The following is a 23,948-nucleotide window of genomic DNA, read 5'->3' as shown; positions in this document are numbered from 1 at the left end:
CGGCGGGAAAACCATAAAATGATAGGCATTCTCAAATGAAAACCTGACGCACACACTGTGGCCCTCGTCGAAACCCCGTCCCCGCAGCATCTGCACACCCTCTACAACGAGCACAACGGCTGGCTCCAGCAGTGGCTGCGCGGCAGGCTGGGCAACGCCTGGGATGCCGCCGACCTCGCCCATGACACCTTCCTGCGCCTGCTGCGGCGGCCGCTGGAGGACCTCGGCGAGCGCCCGCGCGCCCTCCTCACCCACATCGCCAAGGGCCTGCTGGTGGACCGCTGGCGGCGTCAGGAGATCGAACGCGCCTATCTGGAAAGCGTCGCCGCGCTGCCCGAAGAGCAGGCGCCCGGCCCGGAAACCCGCGAGCTGATCCTCGAAGCGCTGGAGCGCATCGATGCCGCCCTGAGCGAGCTGCCGGCACTGACCCGCGAGGCCTTCCTGCTGTCGCAACTGGATGGCCTGACCTACCTGGTGATCGCCGGGCAGCTGGGCATCTCCCTGGCCAGCGTAAAGCGCTACATGCGCGCCGGCTTCGTCGCCTGCCTGAGCATCGCCTGATGCGCGAGCAACCGCTGGACCCCGGCATCCTCGGCGAAGCCGCCGACTGGCTGGTGCGCCTCAACGAACACCCGGCCAGTAGCGCCGACCTGCAGGCCATCGAGCAATGGCGCGCGCGCAGCGCTCAACACGCCGAAGCCTGGCGCCGCGCCGAAGCCCTGCTGGGCCTGCGCCAGCTGCCGCCGGGCCTTGGCCGGCAGAGCCTGCAACGCAGCGGCCTGAGCCGCCGGCAGATGCTCAACCGCCTGGGCGTGCTGATGGCCGTGGCGCCGGCCGCCTGGCTGGCAGCGCGGCAGCTGCCCTGGGCGGAATGGAACGCCGACCTGCGCACCGCCGTGGGCGAGCGCAAGCACCTGCGCCTGCCCGACGGCAGCCAGCTGACCCTGAATACCGACAGCGCGGTGAACGTGGCCTTCAACGCCCGCGAAAGGCGCCTGAGCCTGCTCGAAGGCGAAATCCTCGTCGACGCCCTGCCCGACCCGCGCCCCTTCCTCGTCGACAGCCGCCACGGCCAGCTGCGCACCCCGGCCGCACGTTTCAGCCTGCGCGACCTGGGCGATGCATGCCGCGTCGCGGTGCTCGACAAGGAGGTCAGCGTCGAGCTGCCGGGCTATGCGAGCCAGACAGTCGGCACCGGCCAGCAACTGGTGTTCGGCGCGCAGGGCTTCCAGCCGCTGCAGACAGCGGATGCCAACGCCAGCGCCTGGGAAAACGGCATGCTGCTGGCCCAGGGCATGCGCCTGGACGACCTGCTGGGCGAGCTGGGCCGCTACCGCAGCGGCTTCCTGCGCTGCGACCCGCGCCTGGCGAACCTGCGCGTGACCGGGGCGATCCCACTGGGCGACAGCGACGCCGGCCTCGCGCTGCTGGCGGACATGCTGCCGGTGAAGCTGCGGCGGATGACGCGCTACTGGGTCACGGTGGAGCCGGCGTGACTGCCAACCGTCCTCGCCATCAGCACCTTTGCAGGATGGGAGGAGCCTAAACGATACCCCTGCTGTTTCCGCACGAGCCGATGGGTATCGCTGCGCTCCACGCCATCCTACAAATGGCCTCTCTGAAATTTTTTCGCCCACCCCTGACACCTTTTTCGACTTCGCCCGGTGAAGAGGAAGACAACCTCCATTCGCCGACAGGAACACTCCATGCTCCTCCGCTCCCGCCTCCGCCCGCACTCCCTCGCCCTGGCCGTCGGCCTGGCCCTGACCGGCGGCGTCGTGCTGCCCAGCCTGGCCGCCGAAGCCGCCAGCCAGCAGCGCCAGTACGACATCGCCCCCGGCCCGCTGGGCGAGGTGCTGGCGCGCTTCGCCGCCCAGGCCGGCGTGCCGCTGGCGTTCGAGGCGCAGGCGCTGAACCGCCAGCAGAGCGCGGGCCTGAAAGGCAGCTTCGCCCCCGAGCAGGGCCTGGAGCAGTTGCTTGAAGGCAGCGGCTACCGCCTGGTGCGCAAGAGCAGTGGCTACGGCGTGGAGGCCGCCCCCGATGACAGCGGCGCCCTGGAAATGGACGCCACCACCGTCAGCGGCGCCGCCCGGCAACCCGGTGACCTGCCGCCCGCCTATACCGGCGGCCAGGTCGCACGGGGCGCGCAACTGGGCATGATGGGCAACCAGGATATCCAGGACGTGCCCTTCAGCTTCGCCAGCTACACCGCCAAGACCATCCAGGACACCCAGGCGCAGACCGTCGGCGACGTACTGCTCAACGACGCCTCGGTGCGCCAGGGCAACGGCTACGGCAACTTCTCGCAGATCTTCGTCATCCGCGGCCTGCCGCTGAGCACCGACGATGTCTCGCTCAACGGCCTGTACGGCGTCACCCCGCGGCAGATCATCGGCACCGAGTCGCTGGAGCGCGTCGAGCTGTTCAAGGGCCCCAACGCCTTCATCAACGGCGTGACGCCCAGCGGCAGCGGCATCGGCGGCGCGGTCAACCTGCAGACCAAGCGCGCCGAGGACACCCCCACCCGCAGCGTGACCCTGGGCTACGGCAGCGACAACCAGATCGGCGAGCACCTCGACCTCGGCCAGCGCTTCGGCGAGGACAACCGCTTCGGCGCACGGGTCAACCTGGCCCAGCGCGAGGGCGAGACCGGCGTCGACGACGAGAACCAGCGCTACAAGCTGGCCACCGTCAACCTCGACTACCGTGGCGAGCGCCTGCGCCTGAACACCGACTTCGGCTACCAGAAGCAGCGCATCAACCAGGGCCGCCCGGTGGTCTACGTCGGCAGCGGTGTCACCAGCATCCCCCACGCCCCGGATGCCGACCACAACTACGGCCAGTCCTGGAGCTACTCGCAGCTGGAAGACACCTTCGGCATGTTCCGCGCCGAGTACGACCTCAATGACAACTGGACGGCCTACCTCTCCGGTGGCGCCAAGCACACCCGCGAGAACGGCGCCTACTCCGCGCTGACCCTCAACGACAACAGCGGCGACGCGGGGGGCGGCATGATGGACGCCACCCACGACGAGGACAACAAGAGCGCCATGGCCGGCCTCAATGGCCACTTCGCCACCGGCCCGGTCAGCCACCAGATGAACCTCAGCGTCGCCGGCATCTGGGCCGAACAGCGCAGCGCCTACACCATGACCACCAAGCGCTACCCGACCGACCTCTACAACCCGGTGCAGACGCCCAAGCCCGCGCCGACCCTGGCCGGCGGCGACTACAGCGACCCTGGCATCGTCGGCAAGACGCTGAACAGGAGCGTGGCCGCCGCCGATACCCTGGGCTTCCTCGATGACCGCGTGCTGCTGACCGTCGGCGTGCGCCGCCAGAGCATCGGCACCGACGGCTGGAACTACGTCGGCAAGCGCACCGCCAGCTACGACGAGTCCATCACCACGCCGGTCTACGGCCTGGTGGTGAAACCCACCGAGTACCTGTCGCTCTACGCCAACCGCATCGAAGGTCTGGCCGCCGGCCCGACCGCACCCAGCAGCGCTTCGAACTTCGGCGAAGTCTTCGCGCCGAACCGCTCCAAGCAGGTGGAAGTGGGCGCCAAGCTGGACTTCGGCAGCTACGGCGGCAACCTGGCCTTCTACCGCATCGAGCAGCCGTTCAGCACCACCGACCCGGACTCGAAGATCTTCAGCGTCGACGGTGAGCAGGAGAACCGCGGCATCGAACTGAACGTCTTCGGCGAACCGGTCGACGGCCTGCGCCTGCTGGCCGGTGGCACCTGGATCGACACCGAGCTGAAGAACACTGCCGGCGGCAAGACCGACGGCAACCGTGCCGTGGGCGTGCCGACCTTCCAGTACAACCTGGGCGCCGACTGGGACGTCCCCGGCATCCAGGGCGCCGCCCTCAACGGCCGCGTGCTGCGCACCGGCGGTCAATACCTGGACGCGGCCAACGACCTGAGCATCCCGGCCTGGACCCGCTTCGACCTCGGCGCCCGCTACGCCTTCAAGGTGGACGAGCGCGACGTGACCCTGCGCGCCAACCTGGAAAACGTCGCCAACAAGTCGTACTGGGCCTCCACCATCGGCGGCTACCTGACCCAGGGCGACCCGCGCACCCTGAAGCTGTCGATGACCGTCGACTTCTGATTTCCCCATCGCGACAAGGAAGTCGCACCCCATCCCCCCGCCGCCGGCGCTTCAGCCCGGCGGTGCAGGCCCCCGGCAATCAGGCGAAAAGCACTCCCGGCCGTCTCGCCACTGGATCGAAACGCCCTTCCGGGTCCATGCTGGAAGCTCGCCCAATTGCCGGAGTTCGCCCCATGAGCGACGCCATCACCATCGATTTCGTCTCTGACGTGGTCTGCCCCTGGTGCGCCATCGGCCTCAACGGCCTGTTGGCCGCCATCCGCCGGGTAGACGGCGAACTGACCGTGGAACTGCGCATCAAGCCCTTCGAGCTGAATGCCGACATGCCCGCCGAAGGGGAAGACCTGGTGGAGCACCTGCAGCGCAAGTACGGCAGCAGTGCCGAGGACATCGCCCGCAATCAGGAGCACCTGCGCTCCATGGGCGAGGAAGTCGGCGTGCACTTCGACCTGAAGAAGCGCAGCCGCATCTACAACACCTTCGACGCCCACCGCCTGCTGCACTGGGCGGGTGAATCGCACCGCGACATCGCCCTGAAGCAGGCGCTGCTGCACGCCTACTTCGGCGAAGGGCGCGACCCGAGCGACCCGGAAGTGCTGCTGGAAGTGGCCGTCAGCGTCGGCCTGGACGCGGTGCGCGCGCGGGAAATCCTCGACAGCGACGCCTACGCCGACGAGGTGGTGGCCGAGGAGGATTTCTACACCAGCCATGGCATCCGCGCGGTGCCGGCAGTGATCCTCAATGGTCGCCAGCTGATCTCCGGGGCGCAGAGCACCGACTACTACGAGCAGGCGCTGCGCCAGGTGGCGCGTAATGCACCGTTGCCGGAGTGAGCCTTCCTCCGCAGTGAAAAGGCCCGCTTCGCGCGGGTCTTTTCATTTGGCACGGTCGTTTCCTGCGAACGCGGTGCTCCCCTGTAGGAGCGGACATTATCCGCGAAGGACTGCAGGACCGTAGGGCGCATAACCTGGAACAGGTTATCCGCCGGCACCCGCACGGCGGATAACGCTGGCGCGTTATGCGCCCTGCAAGGGCCGCCCGCCTGCATTTACCACCAAAGAAAAACGGCGCCCGAAGGCGCCGTTTTTCGTGCAGCATCAGCCGATCAGAGCGCCGACCAGCCGTCCATCTGACCGCCCAGGTCAGCGGAGTGCTCGGACAGCAGCGCCACGTAGCCGCTGATGTGCTCGTGGGAGAGCTCCATCACCGGGTAGGCCAGGACCTGCCAGGGCAGCTTGTCGTTGCCGTCGTACTCGGAGTACGCCACCTTCTGCCCGTTCTGCAGCAGCATGATGGCGAAGTCCAGGGCGGACTGCTCGTCCGGGAAGATCACCGCGAACTCCACCTCATGCTCAAGGGAGAGGTCTTCGCCGTCTTCCTGCAGGGCCCACAGGGCATCGCCGATTTCGTCTTCCGGGAAAAGCTGCTTGTCGCGGCTCATGTCACTGCTCCAATTCGATTTACAAAGTGCCCGGTGTGGGCACGCCCGCGCAGGATACCCGTCCTGCATGACAACTGCCGGAAAATCTCGCCGGCACCATCGCCTTTCGTGATGTTCACCATCACGGCGTTTCACTTCCGAGCTTGCCCGCCTGGCGCGAGGATGTGTCCATCGGGCCTGCGCCCTCCCCTCATCGAGCCTGCGACCATGCACAGCACCGAGGCCTACCGCATCACCTATATCACCCTGGACGAGGTGCAACTGCACTTCGAGACCGAAATCGCCATCCCCGACGAGGACGGTGGCCTCGCCCTGCTCCGTGCCGCCACGCCGCCAGCCGAACGCCGGGCGCTGCGCGAACTGATCTGCGAGCAGGCCCCGGCGGTTCTTTCAGCGTAGACCCTGCAAAGCAATAGCCCCGCATTCGCGGGGCTATTGCTTCAGGCTTAGAACCTCACGCCTGCAACTGATTGCCGATCGGTAGCGTGCGGATACGCTTGCCGGTCGCCGCGAACAGCGCGTTGGCCAGCGCCGGCGCCAGGGGCGGCACGCCGGGCTCACCGACACCGGTCGGCGGTTCGGCGGACGGCACGATGTGCACCTCCACTACCGGCATCTCGTTGATGCGCAGCACCTGGAAGTCGTGGAAGTTGGACTGGTCGACCTTGCCGTCGGTCAGCGTGATGGCGCTGTGCAGCGCCGCCGACAGGGCGAAGCCGATGCCTCCCTCCATCTGCGCCTTGATCACGTCCGGGTTGATCGCCAGGCCGCAGTCCACCGCGCAGACCACGCGGTCCACCTTGAAGCTCTTGTCGGCCTTATAAGTCACCTCGACCACCTGGGCGACGAAGCTGCCGAACGACTCGTGCACGGCGATCCCGCGACCGCGCTGTTCGCCGTCCTTGCCCTTTTCCAGCGGCGCCAGCCAGTTCGCCCGCTGCGCCACCAGCTCCAGCGCGCCACGATGACGCGGGTGCTTTTCCAGCAGCTTGCGGCGGAACTCGTACGGGTCCTGCTTGGCAGCAATGGCCGCTTCGTCGACCAGGGTCTCGGTGGAGAACGCCGTGTGGGTATGGCCCACCGAACGCCACCACTGGGTCGGCACCGTGACGTTCTCCGCCAGCGCCTGTTCGACGCGCAGATTCGGCACGGCGTAAGGCAGATCGGCGGCGCCCTCGACGGCGATCTTGTCGACACCGTCCTTGACCATGAACTTCTCGAACGGCGTGCCGACGATGAAGGATTGCCCCACCAGCCGCTGCTCCCAGCCCACCAGGTTGCCCTGGGCATCCACCGCCAGCCGCGCGCGGTGCAGGAAGGCCGGACGGTAGTAGCCGGCGCGGGTGTCGTCCTCGCGGGTCCAGACCATCTTGATCGGCACCTTCACGCCCTGCTCGCGGGCCGCCTTGGCAATGGCGACCGCCTCCAGCACGTAGTCCGAATGCGGATTGGCACGGCGGCCGAAGCTGCCGCCGGCGTATAGCTGGGTGATGCTCACCTGCTCGGGCGGCATGCCCAGCAGCTGCGCCACCGACATCTGGTCGCCGGTCTGCCACTGCTCGCCGTTCCAGATCTGGCAGCCGTCTTCCTTGAGGAAGACCACACAGTTCAGCGGCTCCATGGCCGCGTGGGCAAGATAGGGGAACTGGTATTCCGCCTCGATCAGGTGCGCCGGTTTCTCCAGCGCCTTGCCGATGTCACCTTCGTTGCGCGCCACCAGGCCTGGCTTGCTGGCCATGTCGCGGTACTGGGCGAAGATTTCCTTGCTGCCCATCTTGAAGGCCTTGCTCTCGTCCCACTCGACCTGCAGCGCGTCACTGCCCTGGCGCGCGGCCCAGGTGTTCTTCGCCAGCACCGCGACGCCGGCGAAACGCCGCTCGCTGCCGGGGAACTGCACCACGTCGACCACGCCGGGCACGGCCTTGGCCTTGCTCGCATCGACTTTCGCCGGCACGCCACCGAAGCGCGGCGGATGGGCAACCACGGCCACCAGCATGTCGGGCAGGTGTACGTCCTGGGTGAACTGCGCGGTGCCATCGGTCTTCGAGGGGCTGTCCTTGCGTGGCAGCTTCACCTGGCCGATCAGCTTGAAGTCCTTCGGGTCCTTGAGTTTCACGTCCGCCGGCACCGGCTGCTTCGCCGCCGCCTCGGCCAGTTCGCCGAAGCCGGCCTTGCGCCCGGAAGCCGGATGGGTGACGACGCCGTCGTGCACTTCGATCTGCGCCGCCGGCACCTTCCACTGTTCCGCCGCTGCGCCGACCAGCATGGCGCGGGCGCTGGCGCCGGCCTTGCGCATCTGCTCGAAGGAGTTGGCCATGGCGTTGCTGCCGCCGGTGCCCTGCAGGTTGCCGAAGGCCAGGTTGGCGTAGCGCTTGGCGTCGGCGGGCGCGCCTTCGACCTGCACGTGGCTCCAGTCGGCGTCCAGTTCCTCGGCCACCAGCGTGGCCAGGCCGGTGTAGCTGCCCTGGCCCATTTCCACATGCTTGGCGATCACGGTGACGGTGCCGTCCGGGGCGATGCGCACGAAAGCGTTGGCCTCGAAATCGCTGGCCGCCTGGGCGTCGCCCAGCTTGCCCAGCAGCGGCGCGAAATAGATACCCAGGGCCAGGCCGCCAGCGCCACGCAGGAAGCCGCGGCGGCTGACGTTGAGGATGCTGCCGGGCTGCGCCGGCTGTTCGTCGGTACGGGGTTCGAGCATGACTTCGGTCCTCAAGCCAGGGTCTGGGCGGCGTCGTGGATGGCCGCGCGGATCCGCGCATAGGTGGCGCAGCGGCAGATGTTGCCGCTCATGGCGGCGTCGATGTCGGCGTCGCTGGGCTTCTTGTTCGAAGCCAGCAGCGCAGTGGCCGACATGATCTGCCCGGACTGACAGTAGCCGCACTGCACCACGTCGAGCTTGCGCCAGGCCTCCTGCACCGCCTTGCCGGCGGCCTGCTCGGCCACCGCCTCGATGGTGGTGATCTTCTTGCCGGCCACCGCCGCCAGCGGGGTGACGCAGGAGCGCGTCGGCTGGCCGTCGATGTGCACGGTGCAGGCGCCGCACAGCGCCATGCCGCAGCCGTACTTGGTGCCGGTCAGCCCGGCGACGTCGCGGATGGCCCAGAGCAGCGGCATCTCACCGGGGGCGTCGAGCTCGTGGTCCTTGCCGTTCAGGTTCACGGTAATCATCAGGAATTTCACCTCTTTCACTGGGTGATAAAAAACAGGGTCTTGAAAGGGAGCCAAGCGCAGCGGCTCCGGCACGCAATGGATTCAGCCTAGGCGCAGCGGCTGGCAGGTGCCGCGACGATACGCGAGGAAGGCGCCGAGCGGTTTGCCTGGTTCTCCCGAGGCTTGCCTGATACTGCGGGGGATATGGCGGTGTATAGAGGCCTCTACTCCGAAGCTTTGCGGCGGACGAGTACAACTCGGAAAACCCATGCTGCTTCTCGCAGGATGGCGTGGAGCGCAGCGATACCCATCAATCCTGCGCGGCGACAGCATGGGTATCGCCTAGGCTCCACCCATCCTACATTTCAGCAAGCCTTTAACCGTCGCCGGGGTAGCGATAATGGGCGCGCACAAAAAAGCCACTCCGAAGAGTGGCTTTTTCAGCTACCGATGACGGATCACTCCGGCATCTTCATCACCACACGGCCGCCGCCCGGGCAGGTTTCCATGTAGTAGTTGGCGTCGCGGTACTGGGCGAAATCGAACACCCGGTCAATGCTCGGCTTGAGCAGCTGGTCGGCGGTCATCTGGTTGATCGCGGTCAGCGCCCGTTGCACGGCTTCGTCGTTGCGGGTCAGGCCGATCTCCGGTTGCCCGGTGAAGTCCAGCACGCAGTGGCGGTAGAACTGCAGGTGCTTCTTGAACGCCGCGCAGGCCGGGAAGGCTGCGTCGTTGCCGCCATTGATGCCGTAGAGGATCAGCTTGCCGCGCGGCGCGGCGACGTCACCCAGCAGTTTCATCTGCGGGCCGGCGCACTGGTCGAGGACGATCTCCACGCCTTCACCCTTGGTGAAGCGTTCGACTTCCAGCACCAGGTCCTGCTCCTCGGTGTAGATGATCTTGTCCGCACCCAGGCCCTTCAGAAACTCGCGGGTTTCCTCGTGACTGGTGGTGGCGATCACCTGGGCGCCGAGCGCCTTGGCCAACTGCACCGCCTGCGGGGCGAGGCAATGACCGGCCTCGGTGATCAGCACGCGCTGGCCGGGCTTGATCTGCGCCAACTCCACCAGAGCGAAGTAGGAATACAGCAGGCCGGTGTAGTGCACGGCGGCTTCGACCGGGGTCAGCACCTCGGGATAACGGGTCAGCGAGGTGCGCGGCACGATGACGTGGTCGCCCCAGGCCGGGTACAGGTTCGGCGAGTTCGCCGGGAAACTGGCCACCGCCACGCCGGGCTCGAGGTCTTCAACGCCCTCGCCCACGGCTTCGACGATGCCGGAGAGTTCATAGCCGATGCCCGCCGGCAGCTTGGCCTGATCCGGGGCGAGGTTCTGCCGCCAGAGCACGTCGCGCCAACTGACGCCCAGTGCCTGGGTACGGACCAGCACTTCACCCGGCCCCGGCTGCGGGGTCGGCATTTCCTCGATCTTCAGGACCGAGGCGTCACCGAACTGGTGGAAACGGATCATGCGGGACATCACATACCTCGCCTTAGTAGTGCTCATAGCCACGGACTCTATCCGGGCTTTAGGGGTGACGCCACCGTTCACCATTGATAATTGACATAAACGCCGATGATTCGGCCCGCGTTGAAAGCCTTGTCCGACGCGGCTGCAAGGCTCTGCGACGGGGCTGCGGGAGGGACCGGGGCGGCTCTGTTCCTACAGAGTCTGACCACACTGCCGTGGCGAGATTCTCATTAAAAAAGTGGAAATTGATCAAGGACTTATCTGACAGACTTGACTCAGGACACGCTCGGCCCCACTTTTCCCCCATCGCCAGGGAGTCCCTATGAACCGCAACGACCTCCGCAAGGTTGATCTCAACCTGTTGATCGTTTTCGAGACGCTGATGCACGAACGCAGCGTGACCCGCGCCGCCGAGAAGCTGTTCCTCGGCCAGCCGGCGATCAGTGCGGCCCTGGCGCGCCTGCGCGGTCTGTTCGACGATCCGCTGTTCGTCCGCACCGGGCGCAGCATGGAGCCTACCGCGCGGGCGCAGGAAATCTTCGGCCACCTCTCGCCGGCGCTGGACTCCATTTCCACCGCCCTGAGCCGCGCCGCCGACTTCGACCCGGCCACCAGCAAGGCGGTGTTCCGCATCGGCCTGTCCGATGACGTGGAGTTCGGCCTGCTGCCGCCGCTGCTGCGCCGCCTGCGCTCCGAGGCGCCGGGGATCACCCTGGTGGTGCGCCGCGCCAACTACCTGCTGATGCCGCAACTGCTGTCGTCCGGGGAAATTTCCGTAGGCGTGAGCTACACCGACGAGCTGCCGGCCAACGCCAAGCGCAAGACCCTGCGCCGCAGCACCTGGAAGATCCTCCGTGCCGACTCGATCCCCGGTGCGCTGACCCTCGATGACTACTGCGCGCGGCCCCACGCGCTGGTGTCCTACGCCGGCGACCTGGACGGCTTCGTCGACCAGACCCTCGCCGAGATGGACCGCAAGCGCCAGGTGGTGCTGGCCGTGCCGCAGTTCGTCGGCCTCGCCCAGTTGCTGGCCGGCACCGACATCATCGCCACCGTGCCCGAATACGTGGCCCTGGCGCTGACCGCCGCCGGCGGCCTGCGCGCCGAGGAGCCGCCCTTCCCCACCCGCCTGGCCGAGCTGTCCATGGTCTGGCGCGGCGCCCAGGACCAGGACCCGGCCGAGCGCTGGCTGCGCTCGCGCATCACCATGTTCGTGGGTGATCCGGACAGTCTCTGACACCCGACAACCGATTCAACCTGCAGGAGCGCGCCATGCGCGCGATCGCGGGCATGGCCCGCTCCTACAGGGGAACGCGCGCTCGCGGCAATCCCCGTGCCCACTCCTTCTATCTATTCCTGCGCATAGTGCAAAAGCATTTATCACTGCGCGTGATAATCAAAATCTGCTCGTTCGATTAGTTCCCGGGCGCCCCCTTGCGCAGACTCCGCTCCATCAGAAATCCCAAAACCAATTAGATCGCCGGAGTATTTCCATGGAGCGAAATCTGAACACCTTGCGTATTCCGTTGGCGTTGGCCGCCGTGCTGGTTCTCAGCGCCTGCGGCAAGGGCCAGGAAGCGGCGCAGAACATGGCCGCCCCCAAGGTCAGCGTGGCGGATGTCATCGAACAACCGATCAACGAATGGGACGAGTTCACCGGCCGCCTGGAGGCTCCCGAGTCCGTCGAACTGCGTCCGCGCGTCTCCGGCTACATCGACCGCGTCGCCTTCCGTGAAGGCGCGCTGGTGAAGAAAGGCGACCTGCTGTTCCAGATCGACCCGCGGCCGTTCCAGGCCGAGGTCCATCGCCTGGAGGCCCAGCTGCAACAGGCTCGCGCCAACCAGACCCGTACCGTCAACGAAGCCTCCCGTGGCGATCGCCTGCGCGCCACCAATGCCATTTCCGCGGAACTCGCCGACGCCCGCACCGCCGCCGCCACCGAGGCGAAAGCCGTGGTCGCCGCGACCCAGGCGGAACTGGACAACGCCCGCCTGAACCTGTCGTTCACCCAGGTCACCGCGCCCATCGACGGCCGCGTCTCGCGCGCCGAGGTCACCGCCGGCAACCTGGTGAACAGCGGCGAAAGCGTGCTGACCACCCTGGTTTCCACCGACAAGGTCTACGCCTACTTCGACGCCGACGAGCGCGTCTACCTGAAGTACGTCGACCTCGCCCGCAAGGGTGGCCCGGACGCCCGTGGCACCAGCCCGGTGTACCTGGGCCTGACCGGCGAGGATGGCTTCCCCCACCAGGGCCGCCTGGACTTCCTCGACAACCAGGTCAACCCCAAGACCGGCACCATCCGTGGCCGCGCCGTGTTCGACAACGACGCCAACCAGTTCACCCCCGGCCTGTATGCCCGCATCAAGCTGGTCGGCAGCGGCACCTACCCCGCCGCGCTGATCAAGGACGAAGCGGTCGGCACGGACCTGGGCAAGAAGTTCGTGCTGGTGCTCGACAAGGACAGCAAGGTGCAATACCGCGGTATCGAGCTGGGCCCGAAACTCGAAGGCCTGCGCATCGTCCGCAGCGGCCTGGTGAAGGGCGACCGCATCGTGGTCAACGGCCTGCAACGGGTTCGCCCGGGCGCCCAGGTCGATGCCCAGGGTGTCGAGATGGCCAGCAAGGAAACCCTCGCCAACCTCGAGAGCCAGCGTCGCGCGCTGGAGAGCTTCGAGGCACCGAAGGTCGCCGAGAAATCGGCCAAGCCGGGTGCGCCGCGCGGCTGACCCCAACCCGTAATCCATGAACTGATGTACCAGGCCCTGTCCCACCAGGGCCTTGGGTGACCTTTGTCCCGGGTTTGGCGAACCGCAGCGTTCGCGACAGGAACCAGCCATGAACTTTTCGCAATTCTTCATCCAGCGGCCGATCTTCGCCGCCGTGCTGTCGCTGATCATCCTGATCGGCGGGGCCATCTCGCTGTTCCAGCTACCGATCAGCGAATACCCCGAGGTCGTGCCGCCCACCGTGGTGGTGCGCGCCAACTTCCCCGGCGCCAACCCCAAGGTGATCGGCGAGACCGTCGCCGCACCGCTGGAACAGGCCATCACCGGCGTCGAGAACATGCTCTACATGTCCTCGCAGTCCACCGCCGACGGCAAGATGACCCTGACCATCACCTTCGCCCTGGGCACCGACCTGGACAACGCGCAGGTGCAGGTGCAGAACCGTGTGACCCGTACGCAGCCCAAGCTGCCCGAGGAAGTCACGCGGATCGGCATTACCGTCGACAAGGCCTCGCCCGACCTGACCATGGTCGTGCACCTGACCTCGCCGGATAACCGCTACGACATGCTCTACCTGTCCAACTACGCCATCCTCAACATCAAGGATGAGCTGGCGCGCCTGGACGGCGTGGGCGACGTGCAGCTGTTCGGCATGGGCGACTACTCCCTGCGTGTCTGGCTGGACCCGAACAAGGTCGCCTCGCGCAACCTGACCGCCACCGACGTGGTCGCCGCGATCCGCGAACAGAACCGCCAGGTCGCCGCCGGTTCGCTGGGCGCCCCGCCCTCGCCGAGCGACACCAGCTTCCAGCTGTCGATCAACACCCAGGGTCGCCTGGTCACCGAGGAAGAGTTCGAGAACATCATCATCCGCAGCGGCCCGGACGGCGAGATCACCCGCCTGAAGGACATCGCCCGCGTCGAACTCGGCTCCAGCCAGTACGCCCTGCGCTCGCTGCTGGACAACCAGCCGGCGGTCGCCATCCCGATCTTCCAGCGCCCCGGGTCCAACGCCATCGCCATCTCCAACCTGGTGCGCGAGAAGATGGCCGAGCTGAAGAAGGACTTCCCCCAGGGCGTGGACTACTCCATCGTCTATGATCCGACCATCTTCGTTCGCGGCTCCATCGAAGCAGTGGTGCACACCCTGTTCGAAGCCCTGATCCTGGTGGTGCTGGTGGTCGTGCTGTTCCTGCAGACCTGGCGCGCCTCGATCATCCCACTGGCCGCCGTGCCGGTGTCGCTGATCGGCACCTTCGCGGTGATGCACGCCTTCGGCTTCTCGCTCAACGCGCTGTCGCTGTTCGGCCTGGTACTGGCCATCGGCATCGTGGTGGACGACGCCATCGTGGTGGTGGAGAACGTCGAGCGGAACATCGGGCTGGGCCTCACCCCCATCGAGGCGACCAAGCGCGCCATGAAGGAAGTGACCGGCCCGATCATCGCCACCGCGCTGGTACTGTGCGCCGTGTTCATCCCTACCGCGTTCATCTCCGGCCTCACCGGGCAGTTCTACCGGCAGTTCGCCTTGACCATCGCGATCTCCACGGTGATCTCCGCGTTCAACTCGCTGACCCTGTCGCCAGCGCTGTCCGCCGTGCTGCTCAAGGGGCACCACGAGCCGAAGGACCGCTTCTCGGTGCTGCTGGACAAGCTGCTGGGCGGCTGGCTGTTCCGTCCGTTCAACCGCTTCTTCGACCGCGCCAGCCACGGCTATGTCGGCACCGTCACCCGCGTGCTGCGTGGCAGCTCGATTGCGCTGCTGCTGTATGCGGGGCTGATCGGCCTGACCTACCTGGGCTTCTCCAGCACCCCGACCGGTTTCGTGCCGCAGCAGGACAAGCAGTACCTGGTGGCCTTCGCGCAACTGCCCGACGCCGCCACGCTGGACCGCACGGAAGCTGTGATCAAGCGCATGTCGGAAATCGCCGGCAAGCACCCGGGCATCGAGCACACCGTGTCCTTCCCCGGCCTGTCGATCAACGGCTTCACCAACAGCCCCAACAGCGGCATCGTCTTCACCCCGCTCAAGGACTTCAGCGAGCGTAAAGGCCCGGGCATGTCGGCCAACGAGATCGCCGCCGAGCTGAACAAGCAGTTCGCCGATATCCAGGACGCCTACATCGCGATCTTCCCGCCGCCGCCGGTACAGGGGCTGGGCACCATCGGTGGCTTCCGCCTGCAGATCGAGGACCGTGGCAACGCCGGTTACGAGGAGCTCTACGCGCAGACCCAGAACATCCTCAACAAGGCCCGCGCGCTGCCGGAGCTGAACCCCATGTCGGTGTTCACCAGCTACCAGGTGAACGTGCCGCAGGTGGATGCCGCCATCGACCGCGAGAAGGCCAAGACCCACGGGGTGGCGATCAGCGACATCTTCGACACTCTGCAGGTCTACTTAGGCTCGCTGTACGCGAACGACTTCAACCGCTTCGGCCGCACCTACCAGGTGAACGTCCAGGGCGAGCAGCAGTTCCGTCTCGAACCCGAGCAGATCGGCCAGCTGAAGGTGCGCAACAACCTGGGTGAAATGGTTCCGCTGGCGACCTTCATCAAGATCAGCGACACCTCCGGCCCCGACCGCGTGATGCACTACAACGGCTTCATCACCGCCGAGATCAACGGCGCTGCCGCACCGGGCTACAGCTCCGGCCAGGCCGAGGCTGCCATCGAGCGCCTGCTCAAGCAGGAGCTGCCCAATGGCATGACCTACGAATGGACCGAGCTGACCTACCAGCAGATCCTCGCCGGCAACTCCGCGATCTACGTGTTCCCGCTCTGCGTGCTGCTCGCCTTCCTGGTGCTGGCCGCGCTGTATGAGAGCTGGGGCCTGCCGCTGGCGGTGATCCTGATCGTGCCGATGACCCTGCTGTCGGCCATCGCGGGCGTGATCCTGTCCGGTGGCGACAACAACATCTTCACCCAGATCGGCCTGATCGTACTGGTGGGTCTGGCGTGCAAGAACGCGATCCTGATCGTCGAGTTCGCCAAGGACAAGCAGGACGAAGGCATGGACCGCCTGAGCGCGGTACTGGAAGCCTGCCGCCTGCGTCTGCGGCCGATCCTGATGACCTCCATCGCCTTCATCATGGGCGTGGTGCCCCTGGTGCTGTCGTCCGGCGCCGGCGCCGAAATGCGCCATGCCATGGGTGTCGCGGTGTTCTCCGGGATGCTCGGCGTGACCTTCTTCGGCCTGTTGCTGACCCCGGTCTTCTATGTGCTGATCCGCCGCTTCATGGAAGCCCGTGAGGCGAAGAAACAGGAACGCGCCGCCCTGAGCCACACGACCCATAACGAGGCCCACCAGGCATGAGCGTCATGACCATCAATGCTGTGAGCAAGAGTGCCGTGAAACTGTTCGTCCCTTCCCTGCTCGCGCTGGCCCTCAGCGCGTGCATGGTCGGCCCCGACTACCAGAAGCCGGACACTGCGCCGGCCCAACTGGACAGCAACGCCCAGGCGCAGAACTACGACCGCACCCGCTTCGAAGACGCCTGGTGGAAACAGTTCGATGACCCGGTGCTGACCCAGCTGGTCGACCAGGCCCTCAAGGAAAACCGCGAGCTGCGCGTGGCCTATGCCCGCGTGCTGGCTTCGCGGGCGATCCGCGACGACGTTGCCAATGACCGTTTCCCCACGGTCACCAGCCGCGCCGAAGGCCAGGTTGGCAAGGGCCAGGTGCCCGGCCAGACCGAGGACCGGGTGAACCAGGAGCGCTACGACCTGGGCCTGGACATGATCTGGGAAGTCGACCTGTTCGGCCGCGTGCGTCGCCAGCTGGAATCCAGCGACGCGCAGAGCGAAGCCATAGTCGCCGACCTGCAGCAGTTGCAGGTCAGCCTGATCGCCGAGCTGGCCGATGCCTATGGACAGCTGCGCGGTGCGCAACTGCGCGAGAGCATCGCCAAGAGCAACCTGGACAACCAGCGCGAGTCCCGTGATCTGACCATCCAGCTGCGCGACGCCGGCGTCGGCAGCGAACTGGACGTGCAGCGTGCCGAAGCGCGCCTGGCTTCCACCGAAGCCAGCGTGCCGCAACTGCAGGCCGAGGAAGTACGCCAGCACAACCGCATCGCCACCCTCCTCGGCCAGCGCCCGGACGCGCTGAGCGTGGACCTGTCGCCGAAGAAACTGCCGGCCATCGCCAAGGCCCTGCCCATTGGTGATCCGGGCGAGCTGCTGCGTCGCCGGCCGGACGTCGCCTCCGCCGAACGCCGCCTGGCGGCCGCCACCGCGGACGTGGGCGTGGCCACCGCCGACCTGTTCCCGAAAGTCAGCCTCGGCGGCTTCCTCGGCTACACCGCCGGGCGTGGTTCGCAGATCGGCTCGTCCGCCGCCAGCGCCTGGGGCGTGGCCCCGAGCATCACCTGGGCGGCCTTCGACCTGGGCAGCGTGCGGGCCCGCCTGCGTGCCTCCAAGGCCGATGCCGACGGCGCCCTGGCGACCTACGAGCAGCAGGTCCTGCTGGCGCTGGAAGAGTCGTCGAACGCCTTCAGTGACTACGGCAAGCGCCAGCAGCGCCTGGTGTCGCTGGTGCGCCAGTCCGAAGCCAGCCGCAATGCCGCGCAACAGGCCGGCCTGCAATACCGCGAGGGCACCGTGGACTTCCTCAACCTGCTGGACGCCGAGCGCGAACAGCTGGCCGCAGAGGACGCCCAGGCCCTGGCGGAAGTCGACGTGTATCGCGGCATCGTGGCGATCTACAAGGCCCTTGGCGGCGGCTGGCAGCCGACGCCGGCAGCCTGATCGATCCTCCCCGGTCGGGAATCTCCCGACCTTCTGACCCCGCGGTCTGACGCTCCGGACCGCGGGGCTTTTTTATGCCCGCCGCCAGGCAGTTCCCGCGCAGCCGGTCACTTTCTGCCCCACGCAGGCAAGCCCCAAGGACGCCGGTTCGAGAATCTGTCAGAAACCCAGATGTCGATCAGTGTTTTCCGATAGCAAATAAAAATAAGCTGAAGCCGGTTCGAATTCAGAATTCACTGACATCAAGAATCAGGGAAGCCGCTCAGTGCTCAACAACGAGGTCGAGAGAAGTCCACCATCCTCCGGCGACAGCGAGCTGTGCCGGCTCCTCCTCGGCGTCAGACGCGGCGAGGTCATCCACCCTCGTTTGAAGTGGCTGCTGGTACACCTCGGATTCGCCGAACGGCGCGGCCTGCAGCTTGCCCTCACGGGCAAGGGCCGGCTCCTGCTGGAGACCTGAGCTTGGGCTGAGCGCCGCGGGCCGCTATGATCCGGACCGACTTGCCAGGGATCAAAGGAGTTCGGTCCTGCTCTGGCCTAGACTCTCTATATCGGATATTTCAGACAAGGACACGCCGTGGACGCCACTGCCCATTTCATCCCGCTGGACCCCACGTCTCTCTTCATCACCCTCGGCATCATCGTCTTCGGCATGTTCATGCTGGGCATCGGCTTCACCATCCGCCAGCGCCCAGTGGGCGTGTTCCTGATGTGGGTCGGCACGCTGAGCATGCTGTCGATCATTGCCTACCGCATCTACATCGCTACCTCGGTGTAACGATGCAGGCAAAAAAATGGCGCCCTCGGGGCGCCATTTTCGTTTCAGCCAGCCTCAGTGCTGCATCGCCCGCGCATAGCCTTTGGGCGAGAAGCGCAGGGTCACGCCCAGCATCAGCACCACCGACACCGCCAGCAGGACCCAGGAAGCCTGGAAGCTGCCGGTACTGTCGCGCAGCCAGCCGGTGACGTAAGGCACGATGCCGGTGACGATGAAGCCAATGCCCTGCACGAAGGCCGCCAGGCGCCCGGCTGCGCCGGCGTCGGCAAGGTGGTCCAGGGTCAGGGTCAGGCTCAGGGCGAAGCAGGCGCCCAGGCCGTAGCCGATCATCGCCACCCAGATGCCCGGCAGGTGCAGCGGCGCGCAGATCAGCCCGACGAAGCCGGCGAGTTGGATCAGCAGGCACAGGCACAGCCAGCCACGGCGATCCAGCGAGCGGCGGATAAGCAGCGGGATGGCCAGCGCGGCGATCACCTGGAAGATGGTCATCAGGCCGATCAGCTGGCCGCTGGCCTGGGCCGTCCAGCCAAGCTGGCGGTAATACACCGGCAGCCAGGCCACCATGCTGGTGTAGCCGCCGTTGATCAGGCCGAAGTACAAGGCCAACAGCCAGGCGCGACGGCTGCCGAAATAGTGCTGCACCTTCTGCCTGGGCGGCGCGGCCACCGGCGTCTCGCGCGGGCGGGCGACGGACCACAGCAGCAGGCCGACGACAGCCAGCAGCAGCCAGGCGCCAAGGCCGTCCTGCCAGCGGTGGAAGTGCTCCGATACCACCGGCGCCAGTACGGCCGCGCTGCCGCCGCCGGCCATCAGCGATGCCGAGTACAGGCCCATGGCGGACGGCACCTTGTGCGGGAACCAGCGCTTGATCACGCCCGGCACGAACGCCTGGATAACCGCCACGCCGCAGCCCGCCAACACCGCGCTGGCGATCAGGGCGAAGCCGCTGTCCAGCAGCAGCCGCCAGAAGCAGGCCGCGCCAATGGCCAGCAGGCCGAGCACCATGCCGCGGCTCTCGCCCAGGCGCGGGCCGACCCACGGCAGGCCCAGGGCGAACAGGCCCATGCACAGCACTGGCAACACCGTCAGCATCGACAGGCCCTGGAAGCCCAGGCCGGTGGCATCGTGGATATCGGCCAGCAGCGGGCCGATGGAGGTGAGGATCGGCCGCAGGTTGATGCCCAGCGCGACTATCACCAGCAGGCCGATCCAGCCGGCGTGGCTGCTCTGCTCCGCCGACTCTCCCTGCGCCGGCAGGCTCATGCCGCGGCTCACGAGCGCTGCTCCTGCCAATGGTTGTAAAGACCCTCTTCACCGCTCGGACGCAGAACGCGCAGCGGTACCGACTGCCACTGCGGCGGCTGGGTCATCTGCTGGTACACGGCGGCGGTCGACAGCCCGAACGGCTCGCCATCGTCGTTGGAATAGGCGAAGTACGCGCCCTCCACGCCGCACAGGTGCATGGCCGCCAGGCACATCGGGCATGGGTGGCCGCTGGCGTAGATCACGCAGCCGTCCAGCCGCGACATGCCCAGCACCGCCGAGGCACGGCGGATCGCCAGCAGCTCGGCGTGGGCGGTGGGGTCGAAATCCAGGTGGATGGAGTTGGCGGCGCGGGCGATGACCCGGCCGTCCTTGACCAGCACGGCGCCGAACGGGCGGCCGCCGGCCTCGATGTTGTCGCGGGCCAGTTGCAGGGCCTCGCGCATGAAGACTTCGTGTGACATGGCAGTTTCCAGCGAATCGGTTCGATCAATGCGCGCCGGCGACTTCCAGCATCCTGGCGATGGTGGTCTGGTTGCGCTGGCGGGCGTGTTGCAGCGGCGTGACGCCGTCGTTGTCGGCCAGGTTCAGGTTCGCCCCGGCTTCTATGAGTTGTTTCACGATGGCCTGGTGACGCGGGCCGCCGTCGCTGAGCAGGATGGCTTCGAGCAGCCCGGTCCAGCCCAGCTTGTTGACGTGATCGGGGGCGACGCCGGCCTTGAGCAGTGTCGCTACCACCTCCACATGGCCGCGCTCGCAGGCCGGGATCAGTGCCGTGCCGCCATAGCGGTTGGTGCTGCGCAGGTCGGCGCCGTGGGCCAGGGTCAGCCGGAGGATCTCCAGGCGCCCCGCCGCACCGGCCAGCAGGTAGGCGCTGTCATGGATACGGTTCTGCCGGTTGACGTCGGCGCCAGCGGCAATCAGCAGCCGCGCGACTTCCACACGGTTGCCGGCGGTGGCCAGCAGCAGCGGCGTGTTGCCCTGCCCGTCACTCACATCCACCGGTACGCCGCGTTTGAGCAGGGCCGCCACCTCGGCTTCGCGACCGTCGCTGGCAGCGCCCAATAGCGAGTCTGCGGCGGCACGGCTGTGCACGTCCTCGGTCTGAACAATCGGCATTTCCATGGGCGCTCCCCCGTGATGGCTGTCGTGCCTCTAATCAATGCAGCCAGTATGACGAAGGGATGTTCTATGCTGAAATTAAATAGAAACATGACTTTCAGTGGGAATCGCAATGCTTGATCCCAACCTGCTGCGCAGCTTCGTGATGGTGGTGGACGCCGGCAACTTCACCCGCGCCGCCGAGTTGCTGCACCTCACCCAGTCCACCGTCAGCCAGCAGATCCTGCGGCTGGAGCAGAGCCTGGACTGCCGCCTGCTGGACCGCAGCCAGCGCCAGGTGCTGCCCACCGAACAGGGCGAGCAGCTGCTGGGCTACGCGCGGCGCATCCTCGAACTCGGCTCGGAGGCACGCGAGGCGCTGAGCAGCGAGCACAGCGAAGGCGTGCTGCGCCTGGGCATGCCGGAGGACTTCGCCGGCGAACGGATGATGCCGCTGCTGGCGGCCTTCAGCGCAGAACGCCCGAGGCTGCGCCTGGAAGTCTCCAGCGGTCTCAGCCAGGAACTGCTGCGCCAGTACCGCAGCGGCGAACTGGACCTGGCGCTGGTCAAGCAATGGGGCGCGGACAGCGACTGCCTGGCCCACTGGCCCGAACCCCTGGCCTGGCAGGACAGCGCCGCCACCCCTGCCGCCACCCGTGATCCGCTGCCGCTGGTGGTCTTCCCGCTGGGGGCGCTGTATCGCCAGGAGATGATCCACGCCCTGGAAGCCAGCGGCCGGCGCTGGCGCATCAGCTACAGCAGCGCCAGTCTGGCGAGCCTTTCAGCGGCGGTGGCGGCGGGCATGGGCGTCAGCCTGCTGCCCCTGCGCGGCCGTCACGAAGGCCATCGCGTGCTGACCGCCGAGGAAGGTTTCGCCCCCATCGAGGGGCTGGAACTGGCGCTTTATGCGCGCCCGGAGCTAGGCAGCGCCGGGCGCAGCCTGTGCGAGCAGCTACGCGCCTTGTGCACGCAACTGGCGACGCTTACGCCGGAGCGTTGAGGTGTTCGAGGAATTGCTCGGCCGGCACCGGCTTGCCAAGCAGGAAGCCCTGCAGCGAGTCGCAGCCCAGGCGGGTGAGGAAGTTCTGCTGGCCGGAGGTTTCCACGCCCTCGGCGACGATGCGCAAATCCAGCGCCTGGCCCAGGGCGACGATGGCCGAGACGATGGCGGCGTCGTCGCTGTCCTGCTCCAGGTCGCGGACGAAGCCGCGGTCGATCTTCAACTCGTTGGCCGGCAGGCGCTTGAGGTAAAGCAGGCTGGAGTAGCCGGTGCCGAAGTCGTCGATGGACAGGTCGACGCCCATGTCCGACAGCCTGCCGAGGATTTCCAGGCTGGAGTCGGCGTCGCGCATGGCGGTGGTCTCGGTGATTTCCAGGGTCAGGCAGCGCGCCGGCAGCTGGTGGCGCTGCAGCGCGTCGGCCACCGACTGCACCAGGGCCGCATGGCAGAACTGCAGCGCCGAGAGGTTCACCGCCACACGCCAGCTTTCATGGCCCTGCAGGTACCACTCGCGCATCTGCCGGCAGGCTTCGTCCAGTACCCAGTCGCCGATGGGGATGATCAGCCCGGTGCGCTCGGCCAGGGCGATGAAGGTGTCAGGCATCAGCAGGCCGCGCTGCGGATGCTGCCAGCGCAGCAGCGCCTCGGCGCCGATGGGCTCGCCGCTGGCGGCGAACTTGGGCTGGTAATGCAGGATGAACTCGCGACGCTCCAGGGCCGCGCGCAGGTCGTGCAGCAACTGCAGGTGGTTGCGCGCGTTGGTGTTCATCGACTGCTCGAAGAAGCTGTAGCCGTTCTTGCCATTGCCCTTGGCGTGGTACATCGCCGCGTCGGCGTTGCGCAGCAGTTCGTGCTGGCTGGCGCCGTCGCCGGGATAGACGACGATGCCGATGCTGGCAGCGATGCGCAGCTCCTGCCCGGCGACCTGGAACGGCTGGGCCAGCAGGCTGATCTGCTGCCCGGCGACGGTCACCGCGTCCTCGGCCTCGGCCAGCTCGGCGAGCACCACGAACTCGTCGCCGCCGATGCGCGCCACGGTGTCTTCGCTGCGCAGGCTGTCGCGCAGGCGCTGGGCCACAGCCTTGAGCAGCAGGTCGCCGACATGGTGGCCGAAGGCATCGTTGACCGGCTTGAAGCCGTCGAGGTCGAGGAACATCAGCGCGAAGTGCCCGCCGCCACGCTGTACCTTGCCGATCATCTGCTCGATGCGGTCTTCCAGCAGGATGCGGTTGGGCAGGCGCGTGAGGTTGTCGTGCAGGGCGAGCTGGGTCAGTTCCTGGTTGGCCAGGGCCAGCGACGAAGTGAGCTGCGCCGTGCGCGACTCCAGCCGTGCGTCCAGCACCGAGGTGAGCAGCGCGATGCCGATCACCGCCAGGGTGACGATGATGATGAGCAGCGCCAGCCAGTCACTGTTCAACCCGCTGGGGGAGGCGCCGCAGAAGCTGCCCGCGGGGAAACGCGCGGCCGCCATGCCGGTGTAGTGCATGCCGACTATGGCCACACCCATCACCAGCGCCGCGCCAGCACGGGCCAGGCGCACGTAGGGCGTGTTCTGCCGCAGTTTGAAGGCAATCCACAGTGCCGCGCCGGAAGCCGCCACGGCGATCGCCAGGGACAGGCCGAACAGCGCCGGGTCGTAATCGATACCCGGCTGCATCAGCATCGCGTACATGCCCAGGTAGTGCATGCAGCTGATCCCGGTGCCCATGGCCAGCGCGCCGCAGATCAGCTGCCAGAGCGGCAGGCGATCCTGGCTGACCAGCGCCAGGGCGAAGCCCGAGCTGAGCACGGCAATGGCCAGCGACAGCAGCGTCAGGGTGAGGTCGTAACCCAGTGGGATGGGCAGGCTGAAGGCGAGCATGCCGATGAAGTGCATCGACCACACGCCGATGCCCATGGCCACCCCGCCGCCGCCGATCCACAGCAGCACCGGCCAGCCACGAGTGGTCGCGATGCGCCCGGCCAGGTCCAGGGCCGTGTAGGACGCCAGCATGGCGACACACAGCGAAATCAGGACAAGGGAGGGATCGTAACTACCGGCAAGCATGGGAAATCTCGGTGCCCGTGGGGCGGGCGCAAAAGTGCGGAATTCTAGCGAAGACCGGTGAAGAGGAACCAGCGCTTCCGGTGGAATTTCTATCGGCGTGCCCGCA

20 protein-coding genes are annotated in these 23,948 nt (G+C 66.9%); 12 read left to right on the top strand and 8 right to left on the bottom strand.

Annotation, left to right across the window (positions count from 1 at the left end; genetic code table 11):
• Positions 1-57 precede the first annotated feature (57 nt).
• From IB273_RS02475 to IB273_RS02460, 4 genes are all read left to right on the top strand, one after another.
• Entirely contained in the window at positions 58-561 is a 504-nt protein-coding gene (locus IB273_RS02475) for a sigma-70 family RNA polymerase sigma factor (RefSeq protein WP_192223128.1), read from the top strand.
• Positions 561-1,496 carry a FecR domain-containing protein gene (locus IB273_RS02470; protein WP_192223127.1) on the top strand — a complete coding sequence of 312 codons (936 nt, stop codon included), beginning with the start codon at positions 561-563 and terminating at the stop codon, positions 1,494-1,496. Before IB273_RS02475 ends, IB273_RS02470 begins: the two co-directional genes overlap by 1 nt.
• 210 nt (positions 1,497-1,706) lie before the next feature.
• On the top strand, positions 1,707-4,118 hold the full coding sequence (locus IB273_RS02465; RefSeq protein ID WP_081516804.1) for a TonB-dependent receptor: 2,412 nt from the start codon (positions 1,707-1,709) through the stop codon (positions 4,116-4,118).
• Between the two features lie 173 nt (positions 4,119-4,291).
• Positions 4,292-4,951 (top strand): DsbA family oxidoreductase, encoded by a 660-nt coding sequence (locus IB273_RS02460; protein WP_192211239.1) that lies wholly within the window; start codon positions 4,292-4,294, stop codon positions 4,949-4,951.
• A 272-nt stretch (positions 4,952-5,223) separates the two neighbouring features.
• Here IB273_RS02460 and IB273_RS02455 read toward each other — a convergent pair whose 3' ends face one another.
• Positions 5,224-5,559 (bottom strand): ribonuclease E inhibitor RraB, encoded by a 336-nt coding sequence (locus IB273_RS02455; protein ID WP_192223126.1) that lies wholly within the window; start codon positions 5,557-5,559, stop codon positions 5,224-5,226.
• A gap of 207 nt (positions 5,560-5,766) precedes the next feature.
• Between IB273_RS02455 and ptrC the strand changes: the two genes are divergently transcribed.
• Positions 5,767-5,958 (top strand): type III secretion system co-regulatory protein PtrC, encoded by a 192-nt coding sequence (ptrC, locus tag IB273_RS02450; RefSeq protein WP_081516802.1) that lies wholly within the window; start codon positions 5,767-5,769, stop codon positions 5,956-5,958.
• 55 nt (positions 5,959-6,013) lie between these two features.
• On the opposite strand, the gene IB273_RS02445 is transcribed toward ptrC, so the two are convergent.
• From IB273_RS02445 to IB273_RS02435, 3 genes are all read right to left on the bottom strand, one after another.
• Positions 6,014-8,257 carry a xanthine dehydrogenase family protein molybdopterin-binding subunit gene (locus IB273_RS02445; RefSeq protein ID WP_192223125.1) on the bottom strand — a complete coding sequence of 748 codons (2,244 nt, stop codon included), beginning with the start codon at positions 8,255-8,257 and terminating at the stop codon, positions 6,014-6,016.
• Positions 8,258-8,268: 11 nt separating this feature from the next.
• A complete protein-coding gene (locus tag IB273_RS02440; RefSeq protein ID WP_081516800.1) occupies positions 8,269-8,727 on the bottom strand; it encodes a (2Fe-2S)-binding protein in 459 nt (152 codons plus the stop codon).
• Positions 8,728-9,167: 440 nt separating this feature from the next.
• Positions 9,168-10,187 carry a zinc-dependent alcohol dehydrogenase family protein gene (locus IB273_RS02435; RefSeq protein WP_081516799.1) on the bottom strand — a complete coding sequence of 340 codons (1,020 nt, stop codon included), beginning with the start codon at positions 10,185-10,187 and terminating at the stop codon, positions 9,168-9,170.
• A gap of 313 nt (positions 10,188-10,500) precedes the next feature.
• Between IB273_RS02435 and IB273_RS02430 the strand changes: the two genes are divergently transcribed.
• The 6 genes from IB273_RS02430 (at position 10,501) to IB273_RS02405 (ending at position 18,431) form a co-directional block, all read left to right on the top strand.
• Positions 10,501-11,415 (top strand): LysR family transcriptional regulator, encoded by a 915-nt coding sequence (locus tag IB273_RS02430; RefSeq protein ID WP_017517481.1) that lies wholly within the window; start codon positions 10,501-10,503, stop codon positions 11,413-11,415.
• Positions 11,416-11,671: 256 nt separating this feature from the next.
• Positions 11,672-12,907: a multidrug efflux RND transporter periplasmic adaptor subunit MexE gene (gene mexE / locus IB273_RS02425; RefSeq protein WP_192223124.1), complete on the top strand. Its 1,236-nt coding sequence runs from the start codon at positions 11,672-11,674 to the stop codon at positions 12,905-12,907.
• A gap of 109 nt (positions 12,908-13,016) precedes the next feature.
• The gene (locus IB273_RS02420; RefSeq protein WP_192223123.1) at positions 13,017-16,220 is read left to right on the top strand and encodes an efflux RND transporter permease subunit; all 3,204 of its coding nucleotides are present in this window, start codon (positions 13,017-13,019) and stop codon (positions 16,218-16,220) included.
• A gap of 5 nt (positions 16,221-16,225) precedes the next feature.
• Positions 16,226-17,653, top strand: a complete 1,428-nt coding sequence (locus tag IB273_RS02415) for an efflux transporter outer membrane subunit (RefSeq protein ID WP_192223122.1) — start codon at positions 16,226-16,228, stop codon at positions 17,651-17,653.
• Between the two features lie 265 nt (positions 17,654-17,918).
• Positions 17,919-18,113: a hypothetical protein gene (locus IB273_RS02410; protein ID WP_081516796.1), complete on the top strand. Its 195-nt coding sequence runs from the start codon at positions 17,919-17,921 to the stop codon at positions 18,111-18,113.
• Between the two features lie 117 nt (positions 18,114-18,230).
• On the top strand, positions 18,231-18,431 hold the full coding sequence (locus IB273_RS02405; RefSeq protein ID WP_045207810.1) for a hypothetical protein: 201 nt from the start codon (positions 18,231-18,233) through the stop codon (positions 18,429-18,431).
• A 54-nt stretch (positions 18,432-18,485) separates the two neighbouring features.
• Here IB273_RS02405 and IB273_RS02400 read toward each other — a convergent pair whose 3' ends face one another.
• Genes IB273_RS02400 through IB273_RS02390 form a run of 3 tightly spaced genes read right to left on the bottom strand, consistent with a single transcriptional unit; the run spans position 18,486 to position 20,819 of the window.
• Entirely contained in the window at positions 18,486-19,694 is a 1,209-nt protein-coding gene (locus IB273_RS02400) for a CynX/NimT family MFS transporter (protein WP_192223793.1), read from the bottom strand.
• 8 nt (positions 19,695-19,702) lie between these two features.
• A complete protein-coding gene (locus tag IB273_RS02395; protein ID WP_192223121.1) occupies positions 19,703-20,158 on the bottom strand; it encodes a nucleoside deaminase in 456 nt (151 codons plus the stop codon).
• Positions 20,159-20,183: 25 nt separating this feature from the next.
• Positions 20,184-20,819, bottom strand: a complete 636-nt coding sequence (locus IB273_RS02390) for an ankyrin repeat domain-containing protein (protein WP_192223120.1) — start codon at positions 20,817-20,819, stop codon at positions 20,184-20,186.
• A 109-nt stretch (positions 20,820-20,928) separates the two neighbouring features.
• Here IB273_RS02390 and IB273_RS02385 point away from each other — a divergent pair, with 109 nt between their 5' ends.
• Positions 20,929-21,795, top strand: a complete 867-nt coding sequence (locus tag IB273_RS02385; RefSeq protein WP_192223119.1) for a LysR substrate-binding domain-containing protein — start codon at positions 20,929-20,931, stop codon at positions 21,793-21,795.
• Here IB273_RS02385 and IB273_RS02380 read toward each other — a convergent pair.
• Positions 21,779-23,842, bottom strand: coding sequence for a putative bifunctional diguanylate cyclase/phosphodiesterase (locus IB273_RS02380; protein WP_192223118.1), 2,064 nt, complete (start codon positions 23,840-23,842; stop codon positions 21,779-21,781). The two genes, IB273_RS02385 and IB273_RS02380, sit on opposite strands and share 17 nt — an antisense overlap.
• Between the last annotated feature and the right edge of the window lie 106 nt (positions 23,843-23,948).

The sequence above is a fragment of the Pseudomonas sp. PDM19 genome (assembly GCF_014852215.1).
Lineage (GTDB): Bacteria > Pseudomonadota > Gammaproteobacteria > Pseudomonadales > Pseudomonadaceae > Pseudomonas.
The sequence above is the reverse complement of the archived record's forward strand: the minus strand, read 5'-3'. Positions and strand labels throughout refer to the sequence as shown.

Bases quoted from the DNA above. Each gene is read 5' to 3' on its own strand.
- IB273_RS02470 (WP_192223127.1), top strand. From the start codon at position 561: ATGCGCGAGCAACCGCTGGACCCCGGCATCCTCGGCGAAGCCGCCGAC.
- IB273_RS02465 (WP_081516804.1), top strand. From the start codon at position 1,707: ATGCTCCTCCGCTCCCGCCTCCGCCCGCACTCCCTCGCCCTGGCCGTC.
- IB273_RS02460 (WP_192211239.1), top strand. From the start codon at position 4,292: ATGAGCGACGCCATCACCATCGATTTCGTCTCTGACGTGGTCTGCCCC.
- IB273_RS02455 (WP_192223126.1), bottom strand. From the start codon at position 5,559: ATGAGCCGCGACAAGCAGCTTTTCCCGGAAGACGAAATCGGCGATGCC.
- ptrC (WP_081516802.1), top strand. From the start codon at position 5,767: ATGCACAGCACCGAGGCCTACCGCATCACCTATATCACCCTGGACGAG.
- IB273_RS02445 (WP_192223125.1), bottom strand. From the start codon at position 8,257: ATGCTCGAACCCCGTACCGACGAACAGCCGGCGCAGCCCGGCAGCATC.
- IB273_RS02440 (WP_081516800.1), bottom strand. From the start codon at position 8,727: ATGATTACCGTGAACCTGAACGGCAAGGACCACGAGCTCGACGCCCCC.
- IB273_RS02435 (WP_081516799.1), bottom strand. From the start codon at position 10,187: ATGTCCCGCATGATCCGTTTCCACCAGTTCGGTGACGCCTCGGTCCTG.
- IB273_RS02430 (WP_017517481.1), top strand. From the start codon at position 10,501: ATGAACCGCAACGACCTCCGCAAGGTTGATCTCAACCTGTTGATCGTT.
- mexE (WP_192223124.1), top strand. From the start codon at position 11,672: ATGGAGCGAAATCTGAACACCTTGCGTATTCCGTTGGCGTTGGCCGCC.
- IB273_RS02420 (WP_192223123.1), top strand. From the start codon at position 13,017: ATGAACTTTTCGCAATTCTTCATCCAGCGGCCGATCTTCGCCGCCGTG.
- IB273_RS02415 (WP_192223122.1), top strand. From the start codon at position 16,226: ATGACCATCAATGCTGTGAGCAAGAGTGCCGTGAAACTGTTCGTCCCT.
- IB273_RS02400 (WP_192223793.1), bottom strand. From the start codon at position 19,694: ATGAGCCTGCCGGCGCAGGGAGAGTCGGCGGAGCAGAGCAGCCACGCC.
- IB273_RS02395 (WP_192223121.1), bottom strand. From the start codon at position 20,158: ATGTCACACGAAGTCTTCATGCGCGAGGCCCTGCAACTGGCCCGCGAC.
- IB273_RS02390 (WP_192223120.1), bottom strand. From the start codon at position 20,819: ATGGAAATGCCGATTGTTCAGACCGAGGACGTGCACAGCCGTGCCGCC.
- IB273_RS02385 (WP_192223119.1), top strand. From the start codon at position 20,929: ATGCTTGATCCCAACCTGCTGCGCAGCTTCGTGATGGTGGTGGACGCC.
- IB273_RS02380 (WP_192223118.1), bottom strand. From the start codon at position 23,842: ATGCTTGCCGGTAGTTACGATCCCTCCCTTGTCCTGATTTCGCTGTGT.